Origin of the sequence: Acididesulfobacillus acetoxydans, from assembly GCF_902729405.1 — a bacterium.
Classification (GTDB): Bacteria; Bacillota; Desulfitobacteriia; order Desulfitobacteriales; family Desulfitobacteriaceae; genus Acididesulfobacillus; species Acididesulfobacillus acetoxydans.
Genome location: NZ_LR746496.1, coordinates 781,456 through 802,024 on the forward strand (window position 1 = coordinate 781,456; position 20,569 = coordinate 802,024).

The 20,569-nt window shown below is 55.7% G+C and carries 11 protein-coding genes, 1 tRNA gene, 2 pseudogenes and 1 other annotated feature; of the genes and pseudogenes, 10 read left to right on the forward strand and 4 right to left on the reverse strand.

What is annotated here, in order from left to right; all coding sequences use genetic code 11:
- Nucleotides 1–248 precede the first annotated feature (248 nt).
- Nucleotides 249–470, forward strand: a binding site (T-box leader).
- Nucleotides 471–648: 178 nt separating this feature from the next.
- The 8 genes and pseudogenes from cysE (at nt 649) to MNU25_RS03525 (ending at nt 6,460) form a co-directional block, all read left to right on the forward strand.
- On the forward strand, nt 649–1,401 hold the full coding sequence (cysE, locus tag MNU25_RS03490; protein ID WP_240983799.1) for a serine O-acetyltransferase: 753 nt from the start codon (nt 649–651) through the stop codon (nt 1,399–1,401).
- Nucleotides 1,298–2,764, forward strand: a pseudogene (gene cysS, locus MNU25_RS20255) (cysteine--tRNA ligase); the annotation flags it as partial. The gene cysE and the pseudogene cysS, both read left to right, overlap by 104 nt.
- Nucleotides 2,738–2,884, forward strand: a complete 147-nt coding sequence (locus tag MNU25_RS20420; RefSeq protein WP_420838692.1) for a CysS/YqeB C-terminal domain-containing protein — start codon at nt 2,738–2,740, stop codon at nt 2,882–2,884. The pseudogene cysS and the gene MNU25_RS20420, both read left to right, overlap by 27 nt.
- Before the next feature lie 39 nt (nt 2,885–2,923).
- Entirely contained in the window at nt 2,924–3,337 is a 414-nt protein-coding gene (locus MNU25_RS03505) for a Mini-ribonuclease 3 (protein WP_240983800.1), read from the forward strand.
- Between the two features lie 68 nt (nt 3,338–3,405).
- Nucleotides 3,406–4,038 (forward strand): FAD-dependent thymidylate synthase, encoded by a 633-nt coding sequence (thyX, locus tag MNU25_RS03510; protein ID WP_240983801.1) that lies wholly within the window; start codon nt 3,406–3,408, stop codon nt 4,036–4,038.
- Nucleotides 4,039–4,200: 162 nt separating this feature from the next.
- Nucleotides 4,201–4,941 (forward strand): 23S rRNA (guanosine(2251)-2'-O)-methyltransferase RlmB, encoded by a 741-nt coding sequence (rlmB, locus tag MNU25_RS03515; protein WP_240983802.1) that lies wholly within the window; start codon nt 4,201–4,203, stop codon nt 4,939–4,941.
- Between the two features lie 267 nt (nt 4,942–5,208).
- On the forward strand, nt 5,209–5,862 hold the full coding sequence (sigH, locus tag MNU25_RS03520; protein ID WP_047829254.1) for an RNA polymerase sporulation sigma factor SigH: 654 nt from the start codon (nt 5,209–5,211) through the stop codon (nt 5,860–5,862).
- Between the two features lie 522 nt (nt 5,863–6,384).
- A tRNA-Thr gene (locus MNU25_RS03525) sits at nt 6,385–6,460 on the forward strand.
- Between the two features lie 117 nt (nt 6,461–6,577).
- On the opposite strand, the gene MNU25_RS03530 is transcribed toward MNU25_RS03525, so the two are convergent.
- On the reverse strand, nt 6,578–7,144 hold the full coding sequence (locus MNU25_RS03530; protein ID WP_277350711.1) for a tyrosine-type recombinase/integrase: 567 nt from the start codon (nt 7,142–7,144) through the stop codon (nt 6,578–6,580).
- Here MNU25_RS03530 and MNU25_RS03535 point away from each other — a divergent pair.
- Entirely contained in the window at nt 7,061–7,414 is a 354-nt protein-coding gene (locus MNU25_RS03535; protein WP_240986937.1) for a hypothetical protein, read from the forward strand. The two genes, MNU25_RS03530 and MNU25_RS03535, sit on opposite strands and share 84 nt — an antisense overlap.
- 10 nt (nt 7,415–7,424) lie before the next feature.
- Complete coding sequence (locus tag MNU25_RS03540; RefSeq protein ID WP_240986713.1) at nt 7,425–8,141, forward strand: metal-dependent hydrolase; 717 nt, start codon at nt 7,425–7,427, stop codon at nt 8,139–8,141.
- Nucleotides 8,142–8,655: 514 nt separating this feature from the next.
- Here the strand turns inward: MNU25_RS03540 and MNU25_RS03545 are convergent.
- The 3 genes and pseudogenes from MNU25_RS03545 to MNU25_RS03550 all read right to left on the reverse strand — a co-directional run bounded on the left by MNU25_RS03545 (nt 8,656) and on the right by MNU25_RS03550 (nt 20,480).
- Nucleotides 8,656–10,809: a cell wall-binding repeat-containing protein gene (locus MNU25_RS03545; protein ID WP_443613700.1), complete on the reverse strand. Its 2,154-nt coding sequence runs from the start codon at nt 10,807–10,809 to the stop codon at nt 8,656–8,658.
- A 24-nt stretch (nt 10,810–10,833) separates the two neighbouring features.
- A pseudogene (locus MNU25_RS20780) lies at nt 10,834–11,382 on the reverse strand (InlB B-repeat-containing protein); the annotation flags it as partial.
- A complete protein-coding gene (locus tag MNU25_RS03550) occupies nt 11,379–20,480 on the reverse strand; it encodes an IPT/TIG domain-containing protein (RefSeq protein WP_240983804.1) in 9,102 nt (3,033 codons plus the stop codon). The pseudogene MNU25_RS20780 and the gene MNU25_RS03550, both read right to left, overlap by 4 nt.
- Nucleotides 20,481–20,569 lie beyond the last annotated feature (89 nt).

A 20,569-nucleotide genomic window follows, 5' to 3' on the forward strand; every position in this document is an offset into this window, starting at 1 on the left:
TACAATGTTTCCCGGATGTCCGGGAGCGGTTTTCTCCAAAGTTTTGACCAGAATATAGGGCCAATGGCCATACAAGTACAGAGAATGAGATCTTCCCAGGATATTCTTATAAAGAGCAAATTTACCACAGTAAAAGCCAAGTTGACAGCCGGGGTTTCATTCCCTTATAATAGTGGCAAGTAGCCTCAGCGTCCGGGGCCGGCAAGCGCAGCGGGCAGGCGGCCAAGCCCCGCGAAGCAGGATTATATCTGAATGTGATGATGGGGAAAAGTACGGCAGGGGATTCACGCAGCGAGGGCGGAAAGGGTGGGAGCCGCCTGGAAGAGACTTTCGGAAGTGCACCCCGGAACGGTTGGACGAAGAAGAGTAGTTTAACCCGCAGAGGCTGCGTTAAAGCCCGGAGTGGAACGGCACACCATGGGCGGTGTGCTGTTCAAGCAGAGTGGAACCACGGAATCCCCGTCTCTGGACGAGGGTTCCTTTTCTGTTTTCCTGAATCCGACGTTTTCCGCCGAGGTCGGTAACCACAAACCAAGCCAATGTGCATGTAATTAGGGGGATGCGCTCTCATCCCCGGAATCGAATTCCGAGGTTTTCCCGCGCATGTTCTATAAGGGTAAGGTTGAAATCGGTTGGGGGTGAGGGCTGATGTTCCGGCAGTTGCGTGACGATATACGGGTGATTTTCGAACGGGACCCGGCGGCAAAAAGTATTATTGAGGTCATCGTCTGTTACCCGGGGTTCCATGCCCTCCTGTTTCATAGGATGGCGCATTGGCTCTATAAACGTCACTTGGTGCTCTTGCCCCGAATGATTTCTCAATTGGCCCGGTTCTTGACTGGGATCGAGATCCATCCGGGCGCTAAAATAGGCCAAGGATTCTTTATCGATCACGGCACAGGGGTGGTCATTGGCGAGACGGCGGAAATTGGGGATAATGTGACGCTCTACCAGGGGGTCACCCTGGGGGGGACCGGGAAGGAGAAGGGGAAGAGGCACCCGACGATTGGCAACAATGTCGTGATTGGCACAGGGGCCAAGATTCTCGGCTCGTTCAAGATCGGGGACAATGTCAAAATCGGCGCGGGTTCAGTGGTGAATAAACCGGTGCCCGCGGATACCACGGTGGTTGGGGTACCGGGGCGGGTGGTTGTGCACAAAGGAGTTCCGGTCAAGAGTCCCGACCTGCGGCATGACGAGCTGCCCGACCCGGTGGCCGAAACACTTCAGTGTTTGATGGAGCGGGTGGAAGCGTTGGAAAGGCGCCTGCGGGAAAAAGAAGAGGGGGAACGCTTGAATGTCTTTGAGCTTATACAACACCATGACCCGGACAAAGGAAAGGTTCCAAGCGAGGGAAACGGGGAAAGTGGCGATGTATGCCTGCGGCCCGACGACGTATAATTTCATTCACATGGGCAATGCCCGCATGCTCGTCGTTTTCGATATGGTCCGCCGCTATTTGATGTACAAGGGCTATGAGGTCCGTTATGTGCAGAACTTTACGGATGTGGACGACAAGATCATTCAGAGGGCCCGGGAAGAAGGAATTCCGCCCGCGACGCTGGCGGAAAAGTATATCAGGGAGTACTTTTGCGATGCGGAGGCTCTGGGCATCCTTCCGGCGACGATTCACCCGAGAGCGACGGAGCATATTCCCGAGATGATCCAAATGATTCAGGGTTTGGCAGCGCAGGGGCTGGCTTATGACGTGGGGGGAGACGTTTACTTTGCGGTCGGTCGTTTTCCTGCTTACGGAAAGCTCTCCGGACGCAGTTTGGAGGATATGCTGGCCGGAGCTAGGGTGGAGGTTGACGAGCGTAAACATCACCCTATGGATTTCGCCCTCTGGAAAAAGGCCAAAGCCGGGGAGCCGGCCTGGGAAAGCCCGTGGGGGTTGGGGCGGCCGGGGTGGCATATAGAGTGTTCTGCGATGTCCTTAAAATATCTCGGCGCGGGCTTCGATATTCACGGCGGGGGCGGGGACCTGGTCTTTCCCCATCACGAGAATGAAATTGCCCAGTCTGAAGGGTATTTACAGGGAAAAACCTTTGCCAGGTATTGGATGCACAATGCCTTTATCACGGTGAATAAGGCCAAAATGTCCAAATCCCTCGGCAACTTTTTTACGGTCCGAGAAGTATTGGAACATTTCCCGGGAGAAGTCCTGCGCTTTTATCTTCTGGACACGCACTACCGCAGTCCCCTTGATTTTGACGATGAAAAGCTGGCCCTGGCGCAGAAGGGGCTGGAGCGTCTTCGTACCAGCGTGCGCTTGGCCGGGGAGGCCCTGGAGGCGGGGAACGGTTCGCCGGGGCCTCAATCAGGGGTTGTGACGCGTGCGGAAGCTCAGACCCGGCCGGAAGAAGGGGCTCAAGCGCGAGTAAAAGCTACGGCTCGGCCGGAAGAAAGAGCTCAGGCACGATCCGGGACTGCTGGCGCGAGCGGCGGGGAAGCGGAGATTGAGGGCCGGGCGGCGGCGGAGGTCCTGCAGGTTGCGCTCGAAGAAGCCCGGGAGGCTTTTGTCAGCGCTATGGACGATGACTTTAATTCTGCCTTAGGGCTGGCGGCCTTGTTTGACTTGGCAAAGGCGGTTAATTCCTATGTGCGGGTGTATCCCAGCCGTTCGGCAGAGTTGGCGGCCGCCCGCTCCACTCTCTTGGAGCTGGCCGGGGTGTTGGGTTTTGATCTGGCCGGTCCGGTCGAGAAGGTTGAGGAAAGCGACAGGCTGTCCGGGGTGATGGAGGTCCTCTTGCAAGTGAGGGCCCGGGCCAAGGCGCGCAAAGATTGGGAGACGGCAGATTTCATTCGTACAGAACTGAAAAACGTCGGTATAATATTGGAGGACACCCCTCAAGGAGCCAGGTGGCAAGTAAATAGGCCGTAGCGGTCTAGAAAGGGGAAGGGCCCAGTCGGACCCCAAAAAATGAGAAACTGGCGGGAGTTTAACGCGTTGGCCCTGGCTTATCTGGGAGATGCGGTCTATGAGTTATGGGTGAGGGAGCATCTTTTGGAACTCGGGTTTGTAAAGGTCAAGGAGTTGCACCGGAAAGCTGTGGAACGGGTGCGGGCTTCGACTCAGGCTCGGGTGTTGGCCAAGCTCCTGGACGCACTTGAGCCGGAGGAACAAGAAGTGGTCCTCTGGGCGAGAAATGCCAAAGGCGGCTATCCCAGAAATGTGGATGTCCTGACTTATCGGCACGCCACGGCCTTCGAGGCTTTAGTAGGGTATTGGTACTTGCAAGGCCTGAACGAGCGCATGGAGTGGGCTTTTGCTCAGGTGGAAGCGGTTTTGCCGGGGAAAGGGAAATCGGCCGCTGAGGCGGAAGGAAAGAATTAGGCAAAGTGCGCACGCTGAGAAGAAGCGCACCGGGGAGACCGAACGGAGGAGAGAAAGGAGATTCCGGTATGGAAGTCAAGCTCATCACAATGACGCCTAATTATCTGCGGCTGATTTGGCTGGCAGCCAGGACCTGTTACAGCCCGCTGTCTCCGATTGGGCTGTCTGAACAGGAGCCGCCGGTTGACGAGACGTTCCGCCTTGTGGATCAACTGCTGAAAAAGAAACACCTCAGTGTCCTTGAACACTGTACGATGACGTTCGCCGTGGAAAATGTGTCGCGGACTTTGTTGGCGCAATACTCCCGTCATCGTATCGGAGTGAGTTTATCTGTCCAAAGCCAGCGTTACGTTTCCGAACGGCATGAGAACGAAATCTTTGATTTTGTGCTGCCGGACGAGATCGAACGGACAGATGAGGCGAAAAAGGCCTTTCTTCGGGCGATGGACCAAGCTCAGCAAGCTTACAACGAACTTTTGGCCCTGGGCGTGAAGAGAGAAGATGCACGTTTTGTCCTGCCGGGCGGGGCGGGAACAAATTTCGTAACGTCCTTAAACCTGAGGTCATTTCTTGATGTGTACCGAAAGAGGGTTCTCACGCCGGGAGCCCAGTGGGAAATCAAGGAGATGCTGCAGCGGATGGCAGGGCTTCTGCTGGAAAGGGAACCTTGGCTGGATCCCTATTTGCGCCCCGAATCTTAGATGAGAAAGAACGGGTTTCTGCAAAAGGTCGCGGAAAACAAACATACTTGGAGAAGTGTGCCTTAAGGCCTTCTTTCGGCCTTCTTTCCACGTTTCTCAAGAGGTCCGAAAAGCGAGCTTAGCAAGATTGGTGGGAATTTGCCGGAGAGGGGAAGTGTCGCTGTGCCGGATGATATCATTTACGGGCGCAATCCGGTCTGGGAAATCCTTAAGGACGGTAAACCGTTGAACAAGGTGCTTTTTCAGAATGGCCTTAAGGGAGAGCAGGTGCAGAAGATACTGGACGTCGTGCGGGAGAGGGGCATCCCGTTTCAATTTGCGGAGCGTTCGGTCCTGGACAGAATAAGCGGGGGCGGGCGTCACCAGGGCCTGCTCGTTTATACCGCTCCCCGCGCGTATGCGGAAGTTGGGGACATTCTGGCCCTGGCACAGACGAAAGGGGAAGATCCGTTTATTCTGGTTCTGGATGGGGTTGAGGATCCGCATAATTTGGGGGCCCTCTTGCGTACGGCGGAAGCGGTGGGGGTTCACGGGGTGATCATTCCCAAACGGCGCAGTGTTCCCTTGACCGGCGTCGTGGCCAAGACCTCAGCCGGAGCGGTAGAGCATATTCCGGTAGCCCGTGTTACCAATCTGGTCCGGGTCCTGCAAGAGATGCAAAGGGCCGGATGTTGGATTTGCGGCGCGGATGCCTCGGGCACTGATGTTTTCGCAACCGACTTGACCGGACCTCGGGTGTTGGTGATCGGCGGAGAGGGCAAGGGCTTGGGGCGTCTCGTCCGGGAGAGCTGTGACCAGGTGGTGGCTCTGCCCATGTTAGGGGCAATGACCTCCCTGAACGCCAGTGTCGCCGGAGCGGTTCTTCTCTATGAGACTCTGCGGCAAAGACTTGCCAAAGGCTGAGAGAATCGGGTCGTCTTTTCGGGGACAGGCGGGGTGCTGAGAGGGCTTTGTACGACAGAACCCAGTACAAAACCGCAAGAATACTGACCATCGCGCAAGTTCCGGGGCGGGTCTCGGCGACAGAACATCTGAAAGTTCGCCTTGACGCTGTTCTCGCGCGTCGAGTATAATTATCTTATTCTTTGGGTGGACAAAGTAAGGTCCTTTGCGAAAAAAGGAATAAATCGTATATACCGTCTTCATCACAATGATACGGGGGGATTTATTTTGATACTAAACGCCCAACCAGAGGTGCCGGAAGGGTGCGACAGCAGTGAAGTCATTGCGGATGAGGGGGTCGTCGAACTAGCCAAAGACGGTGACGCCACGGCTCTTGAATATTTGATAGGCAAGTATCGGAATTTTGTCAGAGCTAAAGCCAGATCCTACTTTCTCATCGGTGCCGACCGGGAGGATATCATTCAGGAAGGCATGATTGGTCTCTATAAGGCGATTCGCGATTTTCGCGGGGACAAGTTATCATCTTTCCGGGCTTTTGCCGAGTTATGTATTACCCGGCAGATTATAACGGCGATTAAAACGGCCACCAGACAAAAGCACATACCACTCAATTCGTATGTCTCTTTAAATAAACCGATATACGATGAGGATTCGGACCGGACCTTGCTCGACGTGATTTCCGGGACAAGGATCACGGATCCCGAAGAACTTATTATAAGCCGGGAAGAGTTCGATGACATTGAAGAAAAGATGGGCGAAATTCTCAGTTCACTGGAGTGGAAAGTTCTCATGTCCTACCTGGAAGGAAAATCTTATCAGGAAATCGCGGTCGATTTGAGGCGGCATGTAAAATCAATCGATAATGCCCTTCAGAGAGTCAAGCGAAAGCTGGAACGCTACCTGGAACGCAGGGATTCATGAACCCCTTCATATCACAAGGTGCTTGCATCCGTCAGGCTTGCATCGGTTAGGACAGATAGTTGGTGAGAGTACATACATTTCCGGTCAACGGTTCCGCAAACGATGAGAAGCAGTTTAAGGAACTCTTTCGGCAGGGCGGAAGGCAACGGTCTGAGGAGCGGAAACGAGGGAGTTTCCGGGGGAGTCCCGTGTCACTAAGGTGGTACCATCAGCCGAAAAAACGGCTATGCGGTCGACACAAGGCCGATGGTCCGGAAAGCAGGGGTATTTTCCGCTTACTATGCAGGCGTAGCTCCTCTTACCGCAACTGTGCCACTGAAGGAGCACAAAAATGGCCGCCAGGTTGCGCGGTGGCACCGGGACCCGCTATTTCCAAAAACTTTTTAACGGCAAATAGTCACTTTTCCGAGGCGGGGAGTCTGTTTAACACGGAACTTGATCTTGCGTGATGTTTCGGTATGTGGTAAACTATACAAGTGTCGCGGGTCGATGCAGAAAACCCGAATTTGCGGTTCATAGCAAGCCGATGTAGCTCAATTGGTAGAGCAGCTGATTTGTAATCAGCAGGTTGCGGGTTCGAGTCCCATCGTCGGCTCCATAAAAAACTCAGACACTGCAAGGGTTTGCGGTGTTTTTTTGTTTGACCGATTGGGCTTAAAAAGAGTGATTTACTGCAACCGTACTGCAACCCGGAAAAGAATCTGCCAAAAGAGGTTCAGGACTTACCTGGTTTACGCAGGTGTATATCCATTTTAGCTGCCGCCTGCTGCTTAGTTTTTTTCGTGACGTGTGTATATATGTTGGTTGTGCGGATGTCAGTATGTCCCAGAAGTTCCTGTATGACCCTGATGTCTTCTCCATCTTCGAGGAGCCTGGTCGCAAACGTATGGCGCAACGAATAGAGCTTCACCGGGGGAATGCCACATTTCTTGAGACAAGCTTGGAAGGACCTGTAAAAGTTTCGATATTCGACACACCCGCCGGTTGCGGTAGCAAAAACATAATCATTATCTGTGTACTGATCCCCAGCCAAGGACTTCTCCTTGGCTTGTTTCACTCGGTGAAGTCTGAGTGCCACGGGAAGCCGTTTGGCTAAAGCTAAAGTTCGCTTGCTCTTTGGGGTTAAAGGCAACTCCTTTCTGCCATGCTCGATTCCGGCGTACAGCAGGGCTGGCTTGCGTCGCAGGTGGGAAACTGCATGGCGCAGATCCGGGAGCTGGTTAAAGTCTGCCGGGCCTTCCCCGATGAGGGTACGCGCATATCCTCGCTGAGTTGGTATCATCACCGGACCGCGGCCAACTCTTCCGATCCGGCAAAGTACATCCAGGAGGCGGCCGATCAGGAACTGAGCACCCGGCAGATGCGTAAGATTATCCTGGAAGACGAGGGCAGACAGGAAATCGTGCAGGAGGAGGACTCTGCTGAACGCAAGCAGGCAGAGAAAATACTCAAGACCGTAGAGGCGTTCTTGGCGAGGGGAGGTGAGGCCGCCGCATATCTTAAGCAGCAGCCCGCGGTCCTGATCCAATGCCAAGAAAGCGGAGGGAGGTGATTTAATCGTGATGGGGAAAACACATGCCGCTGGAGCCTTGGCCGCCTGGTCCCTGCTCCACCCGGCGATAACCAGACAAGCGTTTGCAACAGCGCAGAATTTTGAGGTACTGGCCGTCAGCCTGGGGGCTGCGGTCCTGGGAGGACTCCTGCCGGATATCGACCGGCCGGGAAGTACGATTGACAGGGATCTCTTGGGGCGGCTTGGCAGCTCACGGGCAGGAGCTATGCTGAGTGGCTTGTTACTCCTGGCAGTCAGTGCCTTTTTGCGTATACCGACGCTGGTGCGGACTGTTTTTAGCGCACAGGTAATGCGAATTATGGTTCTGCGCTACGCCGGCGTCCTGAGCCTTGCCACAGGTCTGCTCGGGGCCGTGCTGGTCATTGTCTCCTCTCTCAAGCATCGGGGAATCACGCATACCTTGCTCGGCATGGGCCTTTTCCTCTGGGGTGCAGACACACTCCTTGGGTTTTCTCATTTCCTGATTCCATGGCGCGTTCCGTTGCTCATGGTGTTTGGAGCCGGGTATTTGAGCCATTTACTTCTTGATCTCATTGCGGATGGAGTGCCGCTGTTGTATCCGGTTTGGAAAAAGCGGATTCGCTTGCCGGTGTCGGTTAAGACCGGCAGTTTCTGGGATGTCGTGGTGGTCCGGCTGGGCCTAGTGGCCTGGCTGGTATATGCCGAAGGACTGCCGCTAATACACACGTTGGGAATTTCACTTTAGCAAAGTCTCATAGGTTCAGCTTCTCAATATTTCTTCTGTTAAGGATAAGGAAACGAAGATCCTCCAATTTAATAGTGTCGAATTGCACTATTTCCACATTGTGATCCATAGCCCAGTATGATCTCGCGTTATTTTAAATTCTAAAAATATGCTAAAGTTCTTTTTCCATAAACATATACGGTACTTAGGATTACGATAACGATTCGTGCAAAAAGTGCAATAACAATAAACTTCTTATTCGAAACCCCCTTATAAGTGAAGCGAAACAGAGTACAGAAGGGCTCGGTTTGCTCGGGGATATGGACATGCTCGGTATCGCCGGTGACGGTACTCCTGTCATCACCGCAGTCTTGTCATTGGGGTCCCGCTAACATTTTAACCAAAATACGCGAAGACATATTCTGGAGGCAAAAAGCCGGTTTCCTTTACTCTAAGGAGAAATCGGCTTTCGATTACTTATATGGGGTATTACCAGCGAAGTGCACTTCGCTGGTAATACCCCAATCTATACTTTTTACTGCCCTATCAACTGTTGCAGTTGCTGCTCAATATCTTTGCTAACTACAGCCTCTCCACCGAATATAGTCGCTCCAGTTAGGTTTTTGCCCTTCAAATAATTCATGACCTGATCGGACAAGCTGTCGTCCGCCAGAATAATCGGGGCATTGTGATTGGCCGCATAGACACTTCCGGCCAGGGCGTCCGGGAAGTTATCGCCGGTGGCCACACAAACATTTTGGCCGCTTAAGTTGAAGTATTGAGCCACCGCCAGAGAAGTGGCATACCGGTCAGCTCCTCCGATCCTCATGATATTCCCTTGGTCTAAACCGGTGAGCTGGGCAACCTGACTTTCTACTGTTGCGCTGATGGCGCCTTCTCCTCCGATGATATAGACTTTGGATGGCTTGATGGAGGCAATTTCCTGGCTGACGCTGTCGCTGATTCCATCTTTTTGGACTAGGAGGATAGGAAGCTGCATTTGCGCCGCAATACTGCTGATAGATAAGGCATCCGGATAGTTTTCACCATTGACCAGCACAATGGGTGTTCCGCTCCCGACTCCCAATTGGCCGGCTATTTTGACAGAAGTTTCATATCTGTCGGCTCCGCCTAATCTGGTTATTTTCGGGAAACCGTCCGCTGTTACTTTTGCTTCCATGGCACTGCTGACTACTCCCGTACCTCCCAATATATAGACTGTTCCTGACGGATTCATATTGTCCTTCATATAGGCCAATACCTTTTCCTGATCCGCATCTGAGCTTCCAACCAGCAGTATCGGCGCCTGAAGCTGATAGGCCAGGACACTTCCTGTTAAGGCATCGGGATAGTTGCCGGCCGTAGCCAGGATGACGTTGGCAATCTTACCGGTGTATTCCGCTTGGGCGATAGCCAACGCTGTATCGACTCGGCTCTGACCCGCCAGTCTGGTGACTCCGGAGATGGTTGGACTCATCTTGAAATCCCAGTGGACGATTTCCTGTTCCACAGAAATTGTCGGACTGGTATATTGCTCATAACCAACCTTGGTGGCTACTATATAGTAATCTGAATTGGGAAATGCCAGGAAGCTATAGGCTCCTGCCGTATCACTGACCTGAGGATTCTGATTATTGTCAGGCTTAAATCCAGTGATGATTGGAAGTGCTGCGACCGTGTCCGGAGTTTTCCCTGCTGCCCTATTCCTTTCCGTATCGGCATAATACAAGGTGATATTCGCTCCGGCGACAGGCTTGCCGGTAGCTTCATCGGTAACTAAACCGTATGGGTCAATTAAGGTTGTCGTGAGAGTCGCATTGCCGCTGCTGTCAATTTTAACCTCCATCGTTCCAAGGGTGATCTTTTGGCTGTTGCCTAAGTCATAAGTAATATCAAACTTATTGTCTGTTCCTTTCGCCAGGCCCGCCACTTGGATTGTCCCGTCAGCGGAAACTATCACAGGCGTTCCTGCGGCACCGGCAATGGCCACTTGAGAAAGATCGCTTAAGGGACTCGGATTGCCGCCAGATTGTTTCACCAATAAAGCTTTTGCCGCATTCATGGAGATCGTATCACTACCATGACTATCAGCAGTAACAGTGGCCGGTATATTGGAGATCTTGGCACCGGTCGTGCTGTCAATGACACTGCCGGTAACTGTTGCAGATATAGGTGATGGGGCATAACCGCCGCCTCCGCCACCGGAGGGTGGAGGCGGGCTCGCCGCAAAGCCGGCCACCAAAGTCCTGTCAGCCGTACCCATGGGGAAGGTATATGTGGCACTGGTGCTGGCCTGTATCCCGCCCTCTGTCCAGTTGATGAAGGTGTAACCGCTGTTGGGCGTGGCCGTCACTGTCACCGAAGCGCCTTCAGCATACGTGCCCCCGCCGGAAACCATTCCGCCTGCCTGTGGATTGGCCGAGACGCTGACAGTGTAGGTGACAGGCGGATTCGCCGTCCACTGGGCGTACAGCGTGACATTGGCGACTCCCATCGTCAGGGTTGCCCCGGCCGCGTAGCTCGTTCCGCTTCCGTCCGCCGCGGTGTTCCACCCGGTGAAGGTATAGCCGTTCTTGGTAAGAGACAGGTTCCCAATATTGCCCAATACGATTGCCGTTGCGCCTTGGGCATAACTATTGCTGTCGATCGGCACACTTCCTCCGGTCGAGCCGTTGCCGTCATAAGTCACGTTATAGGTCGGAATTGCCGCAAAGTTGGCTACCAGAGTTCTGTCAACCTCACCCATGGGGAAGGTGAATGCCGCACTGGTGCTGATCTGTGCAGCGTTTTCGGTCCAGTTGATAAAATTGTAGCCGCTGTAAACGGAAGCTGTCACCGTTACCGTCGCACCCAAGGGATAAGTACCGCCGCCGGAAACCGTTCCGCCCGCCGGCGGATTGGCCGAGACGCTGACAGTGTAGGCAACCGTCCACTGGGCGTACAGGGTGACATTGGCAGCTCCCATCGTTAGGGGTGCCCCGGCCGCATAGCTCGTTCCGCTTCCGTTCGCCGCGGTGTTCCACCCGGCAAAGGTATACCCTGTCTGGGTCAGGTTGCCGGTATTGCCCAATACGGTTGCCGTTGCGCCTAGGGCATAGGTATTGCTGTCGATCGGCACGCTTCCTCCGGTCGAGCCGTTGCCGTCATAGATGACATCCCCTGAACTGCCCACTTTTGCCGCTGCCGGTATAGCGTTAAAAATAGAACCAAGTATCAAGACAAGGGCAAGAATGACATGGAATATCCTGTTTTTGTCACTCATTTAGGGTTCCCACCTTTCTTTATCAACTGTTGCAGTTGCTGCTCAATATCTTTGCTAACTACAGCCTCCCCGCCAAATATAGCCGCTCCGGTCAGTTTTCTCGTCTTTAGATAGGTAATTGCCTGATCCGTCAAACTGCTGCCGACTAAAATAATCGGGGCATTGTGATTGGCCGCATAGACGCTTCCGGCCAGGGCGTCCGGGAAGTTGCCGCCGGTGGCGATGCAGACATTTTGGCCGGTTAAGTTGAAGTATTGGGCCACAGCGAGGGAAGTGGCATAGCGATCGGTTCCCCCGATCCGTACGATGTTCGTCTGCGCCAAGCCGGTGAGTTGAGCCACTTGGTTTTCCACAGCTGCGCTGATAACCCCTTCTCCTCCGATGATGTAGACTTTGCCAGGTTTGATGGCGCTGATTTCCTGCCTGACACTGTTACTGATTCTGTCCCTTTGGACCAGCAGGATGGGAAGCTGCATTTGGGCCGCCACACTGCTGACAGACAGAGCGTCGGGATAGTTTTCACCGCTGACCAGCACCAGCGGGGTTCCGGCCTTGACCGCCAATTGATCCGCTATTTCGGCCGAAGTTTGATAGCGGTCCGCTCCGGCAATTCTAATGATATGGCTAAAACCGCTCGCGGCCACTTGGCTTTCCATGGCGCTGCCGACCGCAGCCGTGCCTCCCATGATATAAACGGTTCCCGCCGGGTCCAGGCTGGACTTCAGGTAGCCCAAGACCTTTGCCTGGTCGGCAGCCGAACTTCCAACCAGCAGAATGGGTGCATTCACTTTGTAAGCAAGGACACTTCCGGTCAAGGCATCCGGATAATTGTCGGCTGTAGCCAGGACGGCATTGGCGATCTTGCCCGGGTATTCCGCTTGGGCAATGGCCAAGGCGGTATCGACTCGGCTCCGGCCCGCCAGTCTGGTGACTCCGGAGAGGGTCGGACTCATTTTAAAGTCCCAATGGACAATTTCCTGTTCCACGGAAATAGTCGGACTTGTGTATTGAGCATACCCGTCCTTGGTGGCGATGATGTAGTAATCCGTGGTCGGGAAGACCATGAAGCCATAGGCTCCGCTGCTGTCACTGGTCTGGGGATCCTGGTTATTGTTAGGCTTAAAGCCGGCGATGCCGGGCAGTGCGACGACGGTATCCGCAGTTTTTCCTGCAGCCTTATTTCTCCCGGTATCGGCATAGTACAAGGTGACATTGACTCCCGCCAAAGCCTTGCCGGTCCTGGCATCCGTGATGATGCCATAGGGGTCAATTAACACAACAGATAAGGTGACATTTCCGCTGCTGTCAATTTTAATCTGCATGGTGGCAATCGTAATCTTTTGCCCATGGCCCAAATCACAAGTGATATTAAAGTTATTGTCGGTTCCCTTGGCCAGGTCCGCCATTTGGATTGTCCCGTCAGAGAAAATTGGGACAGGCGTTCCTGTGGCGCAGGTTATAGCCACATGAGAGAGATCGCTTAACGGACTTATGGTTCCGTCCGGCTGTTTAAGCACCGCGAGTTGTCCGGCACTCATGGAAACTGTATCATTGTCGTTGCTGCCGGTCGTTACGGTAGCGGTTACACTGGAAACCTTCGCGCCTGTCGTACCGTCTGTGACGTTGCCGGTCACTGTTGTCGGTGTGGGGGATGGGGTATTCGCGCTACCTCCGCCGCCTCCCGAAAATCTCGGGGCCATGACGGTAAATCCAAGCGGATTGCTCGCGACACCATAGACAGTGGCCGTAACCGTGCCGGAACCGGCGGCCAGCGGAGTCAATAAACTGCCTGTCAAGCCGGCATAAGCATTTCCTGAAGCCAGATTCCATTGTACGGTCTGACCGCTCAGACTAAAAGGAGCACCGTATTGGTCAGTTCCGTTCAGACTAAGATTATTGAGATCATAGACTGCTTGCCCGACTGTGAGGTCAGGAATGCTGCCACTTAAGGTAAGAACGGTGAGAGTGGGAGCAGGCGGTATGGCTTCAAACTGGGCCGAGACCGTGACGTTGGCCGCCGGCATGGTGAAGCTCGTGCCGCTGATCAGGTGATCCGTTGTCCCGTCGTTATACTGCAAAGTTCCGGCTTTTAGCTGCATCCCGGCATCCGGGGTTATCGTCAGGTTGATGGCTGTCCCTTCCGCTGCCGTGCTCGGGCTGGCTGTGATGCTCCCGTCCGTCAGGCTGGCGATGCTTACCGTATATATGGTGGGCGGGATAACACTCAGGGTAAGGTTCACGCCCGAGGTTGTCGTATTGGCTGTTACGTTTACATTAGTTGCGTTGGCACCGGTGTAGCCTGTCAGATTGGCAGTCACAGTGTAGCCTGTTCCCGCAGGTACGTTGAGGATAGCGTAGCTTCCATCGCCGGCCGTTGTGGCTGAATAGACACTGCCGCTCACCGTCAGGCTCACCGTCGCTCCGGCCAGCGGATTCGTTCCGTCGCTTACCGTCCCGCTGATGGTTCCTGTGGTGATGACAGGCGGGATAGCCGCAAAGTTCGCCGCCAAGGTCCGGTCTGCCGTGCCCAGGGTAAAGGTATAGGCTGCAATGGTACTCACTGCACTGCCGTTTTCCGTCCAGTTGACGAAGTTATAACCGCTGTTGGGCGTGGCCATCACCGTCACCGAAGCGCCTTCGGCATACGTACCCCCGCCGGAAACCGTTCCGCCTGCCGGCGGATTGGATGAGACGCTGACGGTGTGGGTAAGAGGCGGATTCGCCGTCCACTGGGCGTACATCGTGACATTGGCACTCCCCATCGTTAGGGTTGCTCCCGCTGCGTAGCTCGTTCCGATTCCGTCTGCTGCGGTGTTCCATCCCGCGAAGGTGCTGCCTGTCTTGACTAGGCTGCCAGTGTTACCAAGGACGGTAATCGCTGCACCTGTTGTGTAATTATTACTGTCGGTGGGTACACTTCCTCCGCTACTGCCGTTGCCGCTATAAGTTACGGTGTACGTCGGAATTGCCGCAAAGTTGGCCACCAGAGTTCTGTCAGCCGTACCCATGGTGAAGACGAATGCTGCACTGGTGCTCACTTGGCTGCCGCCCTCCGTCCAGTTGACGAAGGTATAGCCGCTGTACACGGAGGCCGTCACTGTCACAGACGCTCCTTCGGCATAGGTGCCCCCGCCGCTGACTGTGCCATCCACCGCAGGATTGGCCGATACCGCTACGGTGTGGGTGACCGTATCGATCAGGCAGGTAACCGACCAATTCTGGGACGAGTTGTCCGGGGCTGTTACCGTATAGATCACCGGATTGCTGAAATCCTCCGCCGTTCCGGACGTTGGAGACACGGCAGCATTGGCTGAGACGGTTATACTCGGATTCAACGCGCTCACGTCGGTTCCATAGGGCATGTGGAAGATTACGGCATGGTTAATTAAATCTATGGTTGATGATCCCACCTGGCCCGCTACGCTAAAGGCGGTGATGTCTTTGGCAGTGCTTAAATACGTGAATTGGTCACCCGGACCGGCGGCACTCGTTCCTCCCGGAGCTGTCACGGTCACGTCCACCGTGCCGCTTCCCGCCGGTGCAGTAGCAGTTATTGAGGTATCGCTGTTGACAGCAAAGCTCGCTGCGGCCACGCTGCCAAAGTCTACCCCTGTCGCCCCTGTAAAATCGCTGCCGGTAATATTCACGACCGAACCTCCATTTACTGACCCGGTGGCCGGGCTGACCCCGGTCACAACAGGATAAACTGCTGCCAACTGCTCGATCTGAGCTGAAGACAGAGCCGTTGCGTAGAGACGGACGTCATCAATCAAGCCTGGAAAATACGTTGCTGTAGAAGTAGCATTGGTAGCATATCCGATGAGCATCTTGTCACTGGATGCCGGGGCTTTGGGAATACCACTAACCGTGGCAACCGGATTTGCGTTCAAATAAACGGTCCAGTTTTCCGTCCCGCTGGCAGGCACACCCACAAGCCCTACTTGTTGCCAGGTGTTGGGGGTCAGGTGTACAGTCGTATCAAGCCAGGCTATACCTCCTAAGAGAACCTCAAGATTGCCGTTGCTGTCTACAAAGAGACCATAACCATCGGCGCCGGGGTTGCCGTTATAAACAATAGGTTGATAGTTACTGGCAGTTTTCCCGTTCCACTTCACCCAGGCCGAGATGCTGACGTTGGCCGTAGCAGCGGTGGGAATAGGCGCTGTAAACGAACTGTTGCCACCGCTGAAATCCAGAGAAGCGCCAATCTGGTCGACTGAAGATGGACAGTCAGTACTCCATACTGAATTAGTCAGCGTACCATTGTAGCCGTAGCCGGACGAATCGGCTGCCGTGGTCCCCGAACCCTCGCCGAGCTTCCACCAGCCAACCAGCTCGTTGGTGGAATAGGTGAACCGGTCAGCGGAGACGGCGGCGCTTGTCCCGCCCGGCGTGGTCACGGTCACGTCCACCGTACCGTCCGCGTGCGCCGGTGAGACGGCCGTGATCGAGGCGTCGCTGTTGACGGTGAAGCTCGCGGCCGCCGTGCCGCCGAAGCTGACGCCGGTTGTCCCGGTAAAGCTGCTGCCGGTGATTGTCACCACCGTGCCGCCGGCTGCCGGCCCGACGGACGGGCTGACGCCGGTTATCGAGGGGACCTGGACATAGATAAAGCGGTCGGCAGCGACTGCGGCGCTGGTTCCGCCCAGTGCGGTGGTTACCGTCACGTCCACCGTCCCGGTTGCATGAGCCGGAGAGATAGCCGTGATCGAGGTGTCGCTGTTGACGGTGAAGCTGGTGGCCGCCGTGCCGCCGAAGCTGACGCCGGTCGCTCCGGTGAAGCCGCTGCCGGTGATGGTCATCGTTGTTCCGCCGACTGTGGAGCCGCTGGTTGGGCTGACGCCGGTCACCACCGGGAAGGTCGCCGCCAGTTGCTGCACCTGTGCCGCGGTCAGAGCAGTGGTGTAGATGCGGACGTTGTCGATCCGGCCTGGGAATTTCCACATGGTATTCTGAACGGTTAAGTATCCGATGTACATATAGCCGGTGGGCGTGGCAGGAGTGGTGTTCACCTGCCCCACCTGAGTGCCGTTCAGGTAAACGGTCCATTTCCCCGAGCCATCCTCTACCGCCGCCACATGCTGCCAAGTATTGGGGGTGAGTTTTGTTGCTGTGGCCAACCAGGCACCTCCGCTGATAACTTCCAGATAGCCTAGGTTGGTCAAAGCAAGGCCATAACCGTTTCCTGCATCGAGGGTGCCGTTATAGGCGATGGGCTGATGTATACTCCCATCGCCCCAGGTAGTCCCATCCCACTTGACCCAGGCCGAGATGCTGACGTCGCCGGTGTTAGTGGTGGGGATGGGCGCCGTAAATGAACTGTCACCGCCGCTGAAATCCACGCAGCCACCGACCCGGTCGATTGAATTCGGATAATCATTATCAACCCACCACGGTGGGCTGCCGACATCTAACGGACTGGTTACCGTGCCATGGTGGCCGTAGCCGGACCAATCGACTGCCGTCGTCCCTGAACCCTCGCCGAGCTTCCACCAGCCAGCCAGCTCATTGGTGGAATAGGTAAATATAGTGCCTAAGCCCCCGGTGCTCGTCCCGTATGCGTTGGTCACCGTCACTTCCGCCGTACCGGTCGCATGCGCCGGGGCAGTAGCCGTAATCGAGGTGTCGCTGTTGACGGTGAAGCTGGTTGCCGACGTACCGCCGAAGCTGACCCCGGTTGCCCCGGTGAAGTTGTATCCGGTGATGGTCACCGTTGTGCCGCCGCTCACTTTTCCGCTGGCGGGCGTGATACCGGTCACCACCGGCACCGGGACGTAGGTGAACCTGTCACCGGGGCCGGTGACGCTCGTCCCGTTCTGGGTGGTCACGGTCACGTCCACCGCGCCGCTCCCCGCCGGCGAGACAGCCGTAATCGAGGTGTCGCTGTTGACGGTGAAGCTGGCTGCCGGTGTGCCCCCGAAGCTGACCCCGGTTGCCCCGGTGAAGTTGTATCCGGTGATGGTCACCGCCGTGTCTCCATTCACAGATCCGCCGGCCGGGCCTATGCCGGTCACGACGGTTCCCGCCAACTGTTGCACCTGCGCTGGCGTCAGGGCGGTGGTGTAGATGCGGACATCGTCGAGCAGGCCGGGAAAATGCGGTGCAGTAGAAGTGGCGTTGCTGGTAAATCCAATTAGCATATTGTCACCCGGTACCGACGCAACCGGATTGCCGCTTACCTGGTTCACCTGAATTCCGTTCAGATAAATTGTCCAGTTTTCCGTCCCACCCCTGGGAACGCCGACAAGCGCCACCTGCTGCCAGGTATTGGCCGTAAGCGCTGCCGTTGTGGGCAGCCACGCTACGCCTCCCAGGAGAACTTCCAGTTTGCCGCTGCTGTCCAGAAAAAGGCCATAACCGTTTTTGCCAGGGTTGCCGACATAGGCGATGGGTTGATAATCGGAGACACCGGTCGCCCCGTTCCACTTGACCCAGGCCGAGATGCTGACGTTGCCGGTGGCGGTGGTGGGAAGGGGCGCCGTGAATGAACTGCCGCCGCCGCTGAAATCCAGGGAGGCGTTGACCTGATCGGTGATGTCAGGCGTATGGTCGGTGCTCCAGACGGGGTTCGTCAGCGTACCGTTGTCGCCGTAGCCGGAGGAATCCGCCGCCGCGGTCCCAGAGCCCTCGCCGAGCTTCCACCAACCAACCAGTTCATTGGTGGAATAGGTGAACTTGTCGGCAAGGGCGGTGGCGCTCGTCCCGCTCAGGGTGGTCACGGTCACGTCCACCGTCCCGGCCGCCTGCGCCGGTGAGATAGCCGTGATCGAAGTGTCGCTGTTGACGGTGAAGCTGGCTGCCGCCACGCTGCCGAAGCTGACGCCGGTCGCCCCGATGAAGCCATGGCCGGTGACGGTCACCGCCGTGCCCCCGCTCACAGGCCCGCTGATTGGGCTGACGCCGGTCACCACCGGCACCGGGCCGTAGGTGAACCTGTCACCGGGGCCGTTGACGCTCGTCCCGTTCTGGGTGGTCACGGTCACGTCCACCGCGCCGCTCCCCGCCGGCGAGACAGCCGTAATCGAGGTGTCGCTGTTGACGGTGAAGCTGGCTGCCGGTGTGCCCCCGAAGCTGACCCCGGTTGCCCCGGTGAAGTTGTATCCGGTGATGGTCACCGCCGTGCCTCCATTCACAGGTCCGCCGGCCGGGCCTATGCCGGTCACGACGGTTCCCGCCAACTGTTGCACCTGCGCTGGCGTCAGGGCAGTGGTGTAGATGCGGACATCGTCGAGCAGGCCGGGAAAATGCGGTGCAGTAGAAGTGGCGTTGCTGGTAAATCCAATTAGCATATTGTCACCCGGTACCGACGCAACCGGATTGCCGCTTACCTGGCTCACCTGAATTCCGTTCAGATAAATTGTCCAGTTTTCCGTCCCACCACTGGGAACGCCGACAAGCGCCACCTGCTGCCAGGTATTGGCCGTAAGCGCTGCCGTTGTGGGCAGCCACGCTACGCCTCCCAGGAGAACTTCCAGTTTGCCGCTGCTGTCCAGAAAAAGGCCATAACCGTTTTTGCCAGGGTTGCCGACATAGGCGATGGGTTGATAATCGGAGACACCGGTCGCCCCGTTCCACTTGACCCAGGCCGAGATGCTGACGTTGCCGGTGGCGGTGGTGGGAAGGGGCGCCGTGAATGAACTGCCGCCGCCGCTGAAATCCAGGGAGGCGTTGACCTGATCGGTGATGTCAGGCGTATGGTCGGTGCTCCAGACGGGGTTCGTCAGCGTACCGTTGTCGCCGTAGCCGGAGGAATCCGCCGCCGCGGTCCCAGAGCCCTCGCCGAGCTTCCACCAACCAACCAGTTCATTGGTGGAATAGGTGAACTTGTCGGCAAGGGCGGTGGCGCTCGTCCCGCCCAGGGTGGTCACGGTCACGTCCACCGTCCCGGCCGCCTGCGCCGGTGAGATAGCCGTGATCGAAGTGTCGCTGTTGACGGTGAAGCTGGCTGCCGCCACGCTGCCGAAGCTGACGCCGGTCGCCCCGATGAAGCCATGGCCGGTGACGGTCACCGCCGTGCCCCCGCTCACAGGCCCGCTGGTTGGGCTGATGCCGGTCACAGTAAGCACGTTGATGTCAACCGTCCCGGTAATGCTCCCCGTCGTCGTATCCGTCGCCGTCACTGTCTGCGGGCCGACGGTGTTCAACGTGACGCCGTCCGTGAAGACGTGGGTGCCGTTATCTTTACCGCTGCCGCAGCCTGTAAATGTGTAATCCTGCGGCAGTACCGGGCTGTTGGTATCGCTGCTGGTAAAATGCACCGTTCCAGTGTAACTTTGGACCGTACGCCCGTTGGAATCTATGGCCGTCACAGTCATCGTTACGGGTGCCCCCACCGCGGAGTTGCCAGTGGATGTCACTCTCAGGCTGCTGGCTGTGATCAGTTGTGTGGTAACACTGCCGCCGGATATCAAGACATCAGGATTCAGATATAAAGCGGGACGAACGGCGTAGCCATTACCCATACTGCTGTATAACAGTGAGCCTGAGGTATATACATTCCAATGAACAAAACTTCCTGGAATGGGAGTGATTGTCCAGAATATTGAAGACGGATTGCTGAGAAAGCCTGATGACGGATTGCAGCACTGTGAATAACTCTCCCATTCTCTGTAACTGAGCAGGCCAATACGGGCATTCACTGTGGATGATGATTCGCTGCCATTGCCATTTTGATCGATACCTCCGACATTCCAGCTATGTTCTTGGACTAATGGGATATATTCGGGATAATTGTTTGATAAATACTGATAAAACCCGGTGCCGATGAATTGGCCAGGGCCAGGCTGATTAAGATAATACGCAATATTGTATGTATTGTTAGGATCAAAGATATTCGGGGTAATAATGCCGGACAAATCGGACATATCGGTAAACGGCTGGTTATTACCGTAAAAACCCTGCATCAGTAGGTAACCCGTACCAGGATCCAGCACTATCCAGTTATACCCGGCAAAATTCACCACCGTGCCGGGCGCCAGGGATGACAACGGCACGGGCGGGTTTGCCGCCGCTGCCGTCCTTGGGAACCCCAGCATGGCGGTTATCAGAAAAACCATGGCAAGCAATAGCTGCGCAAAGCGCCTGGCCTTTTTATTCATTTTGATTTCTCCCCTTTCAATGTTTTGCCTAATTTCTTTCTGTCTGAAGTTTAAGGATTGCAACATCCTAATTTAAGACTATCATTGTT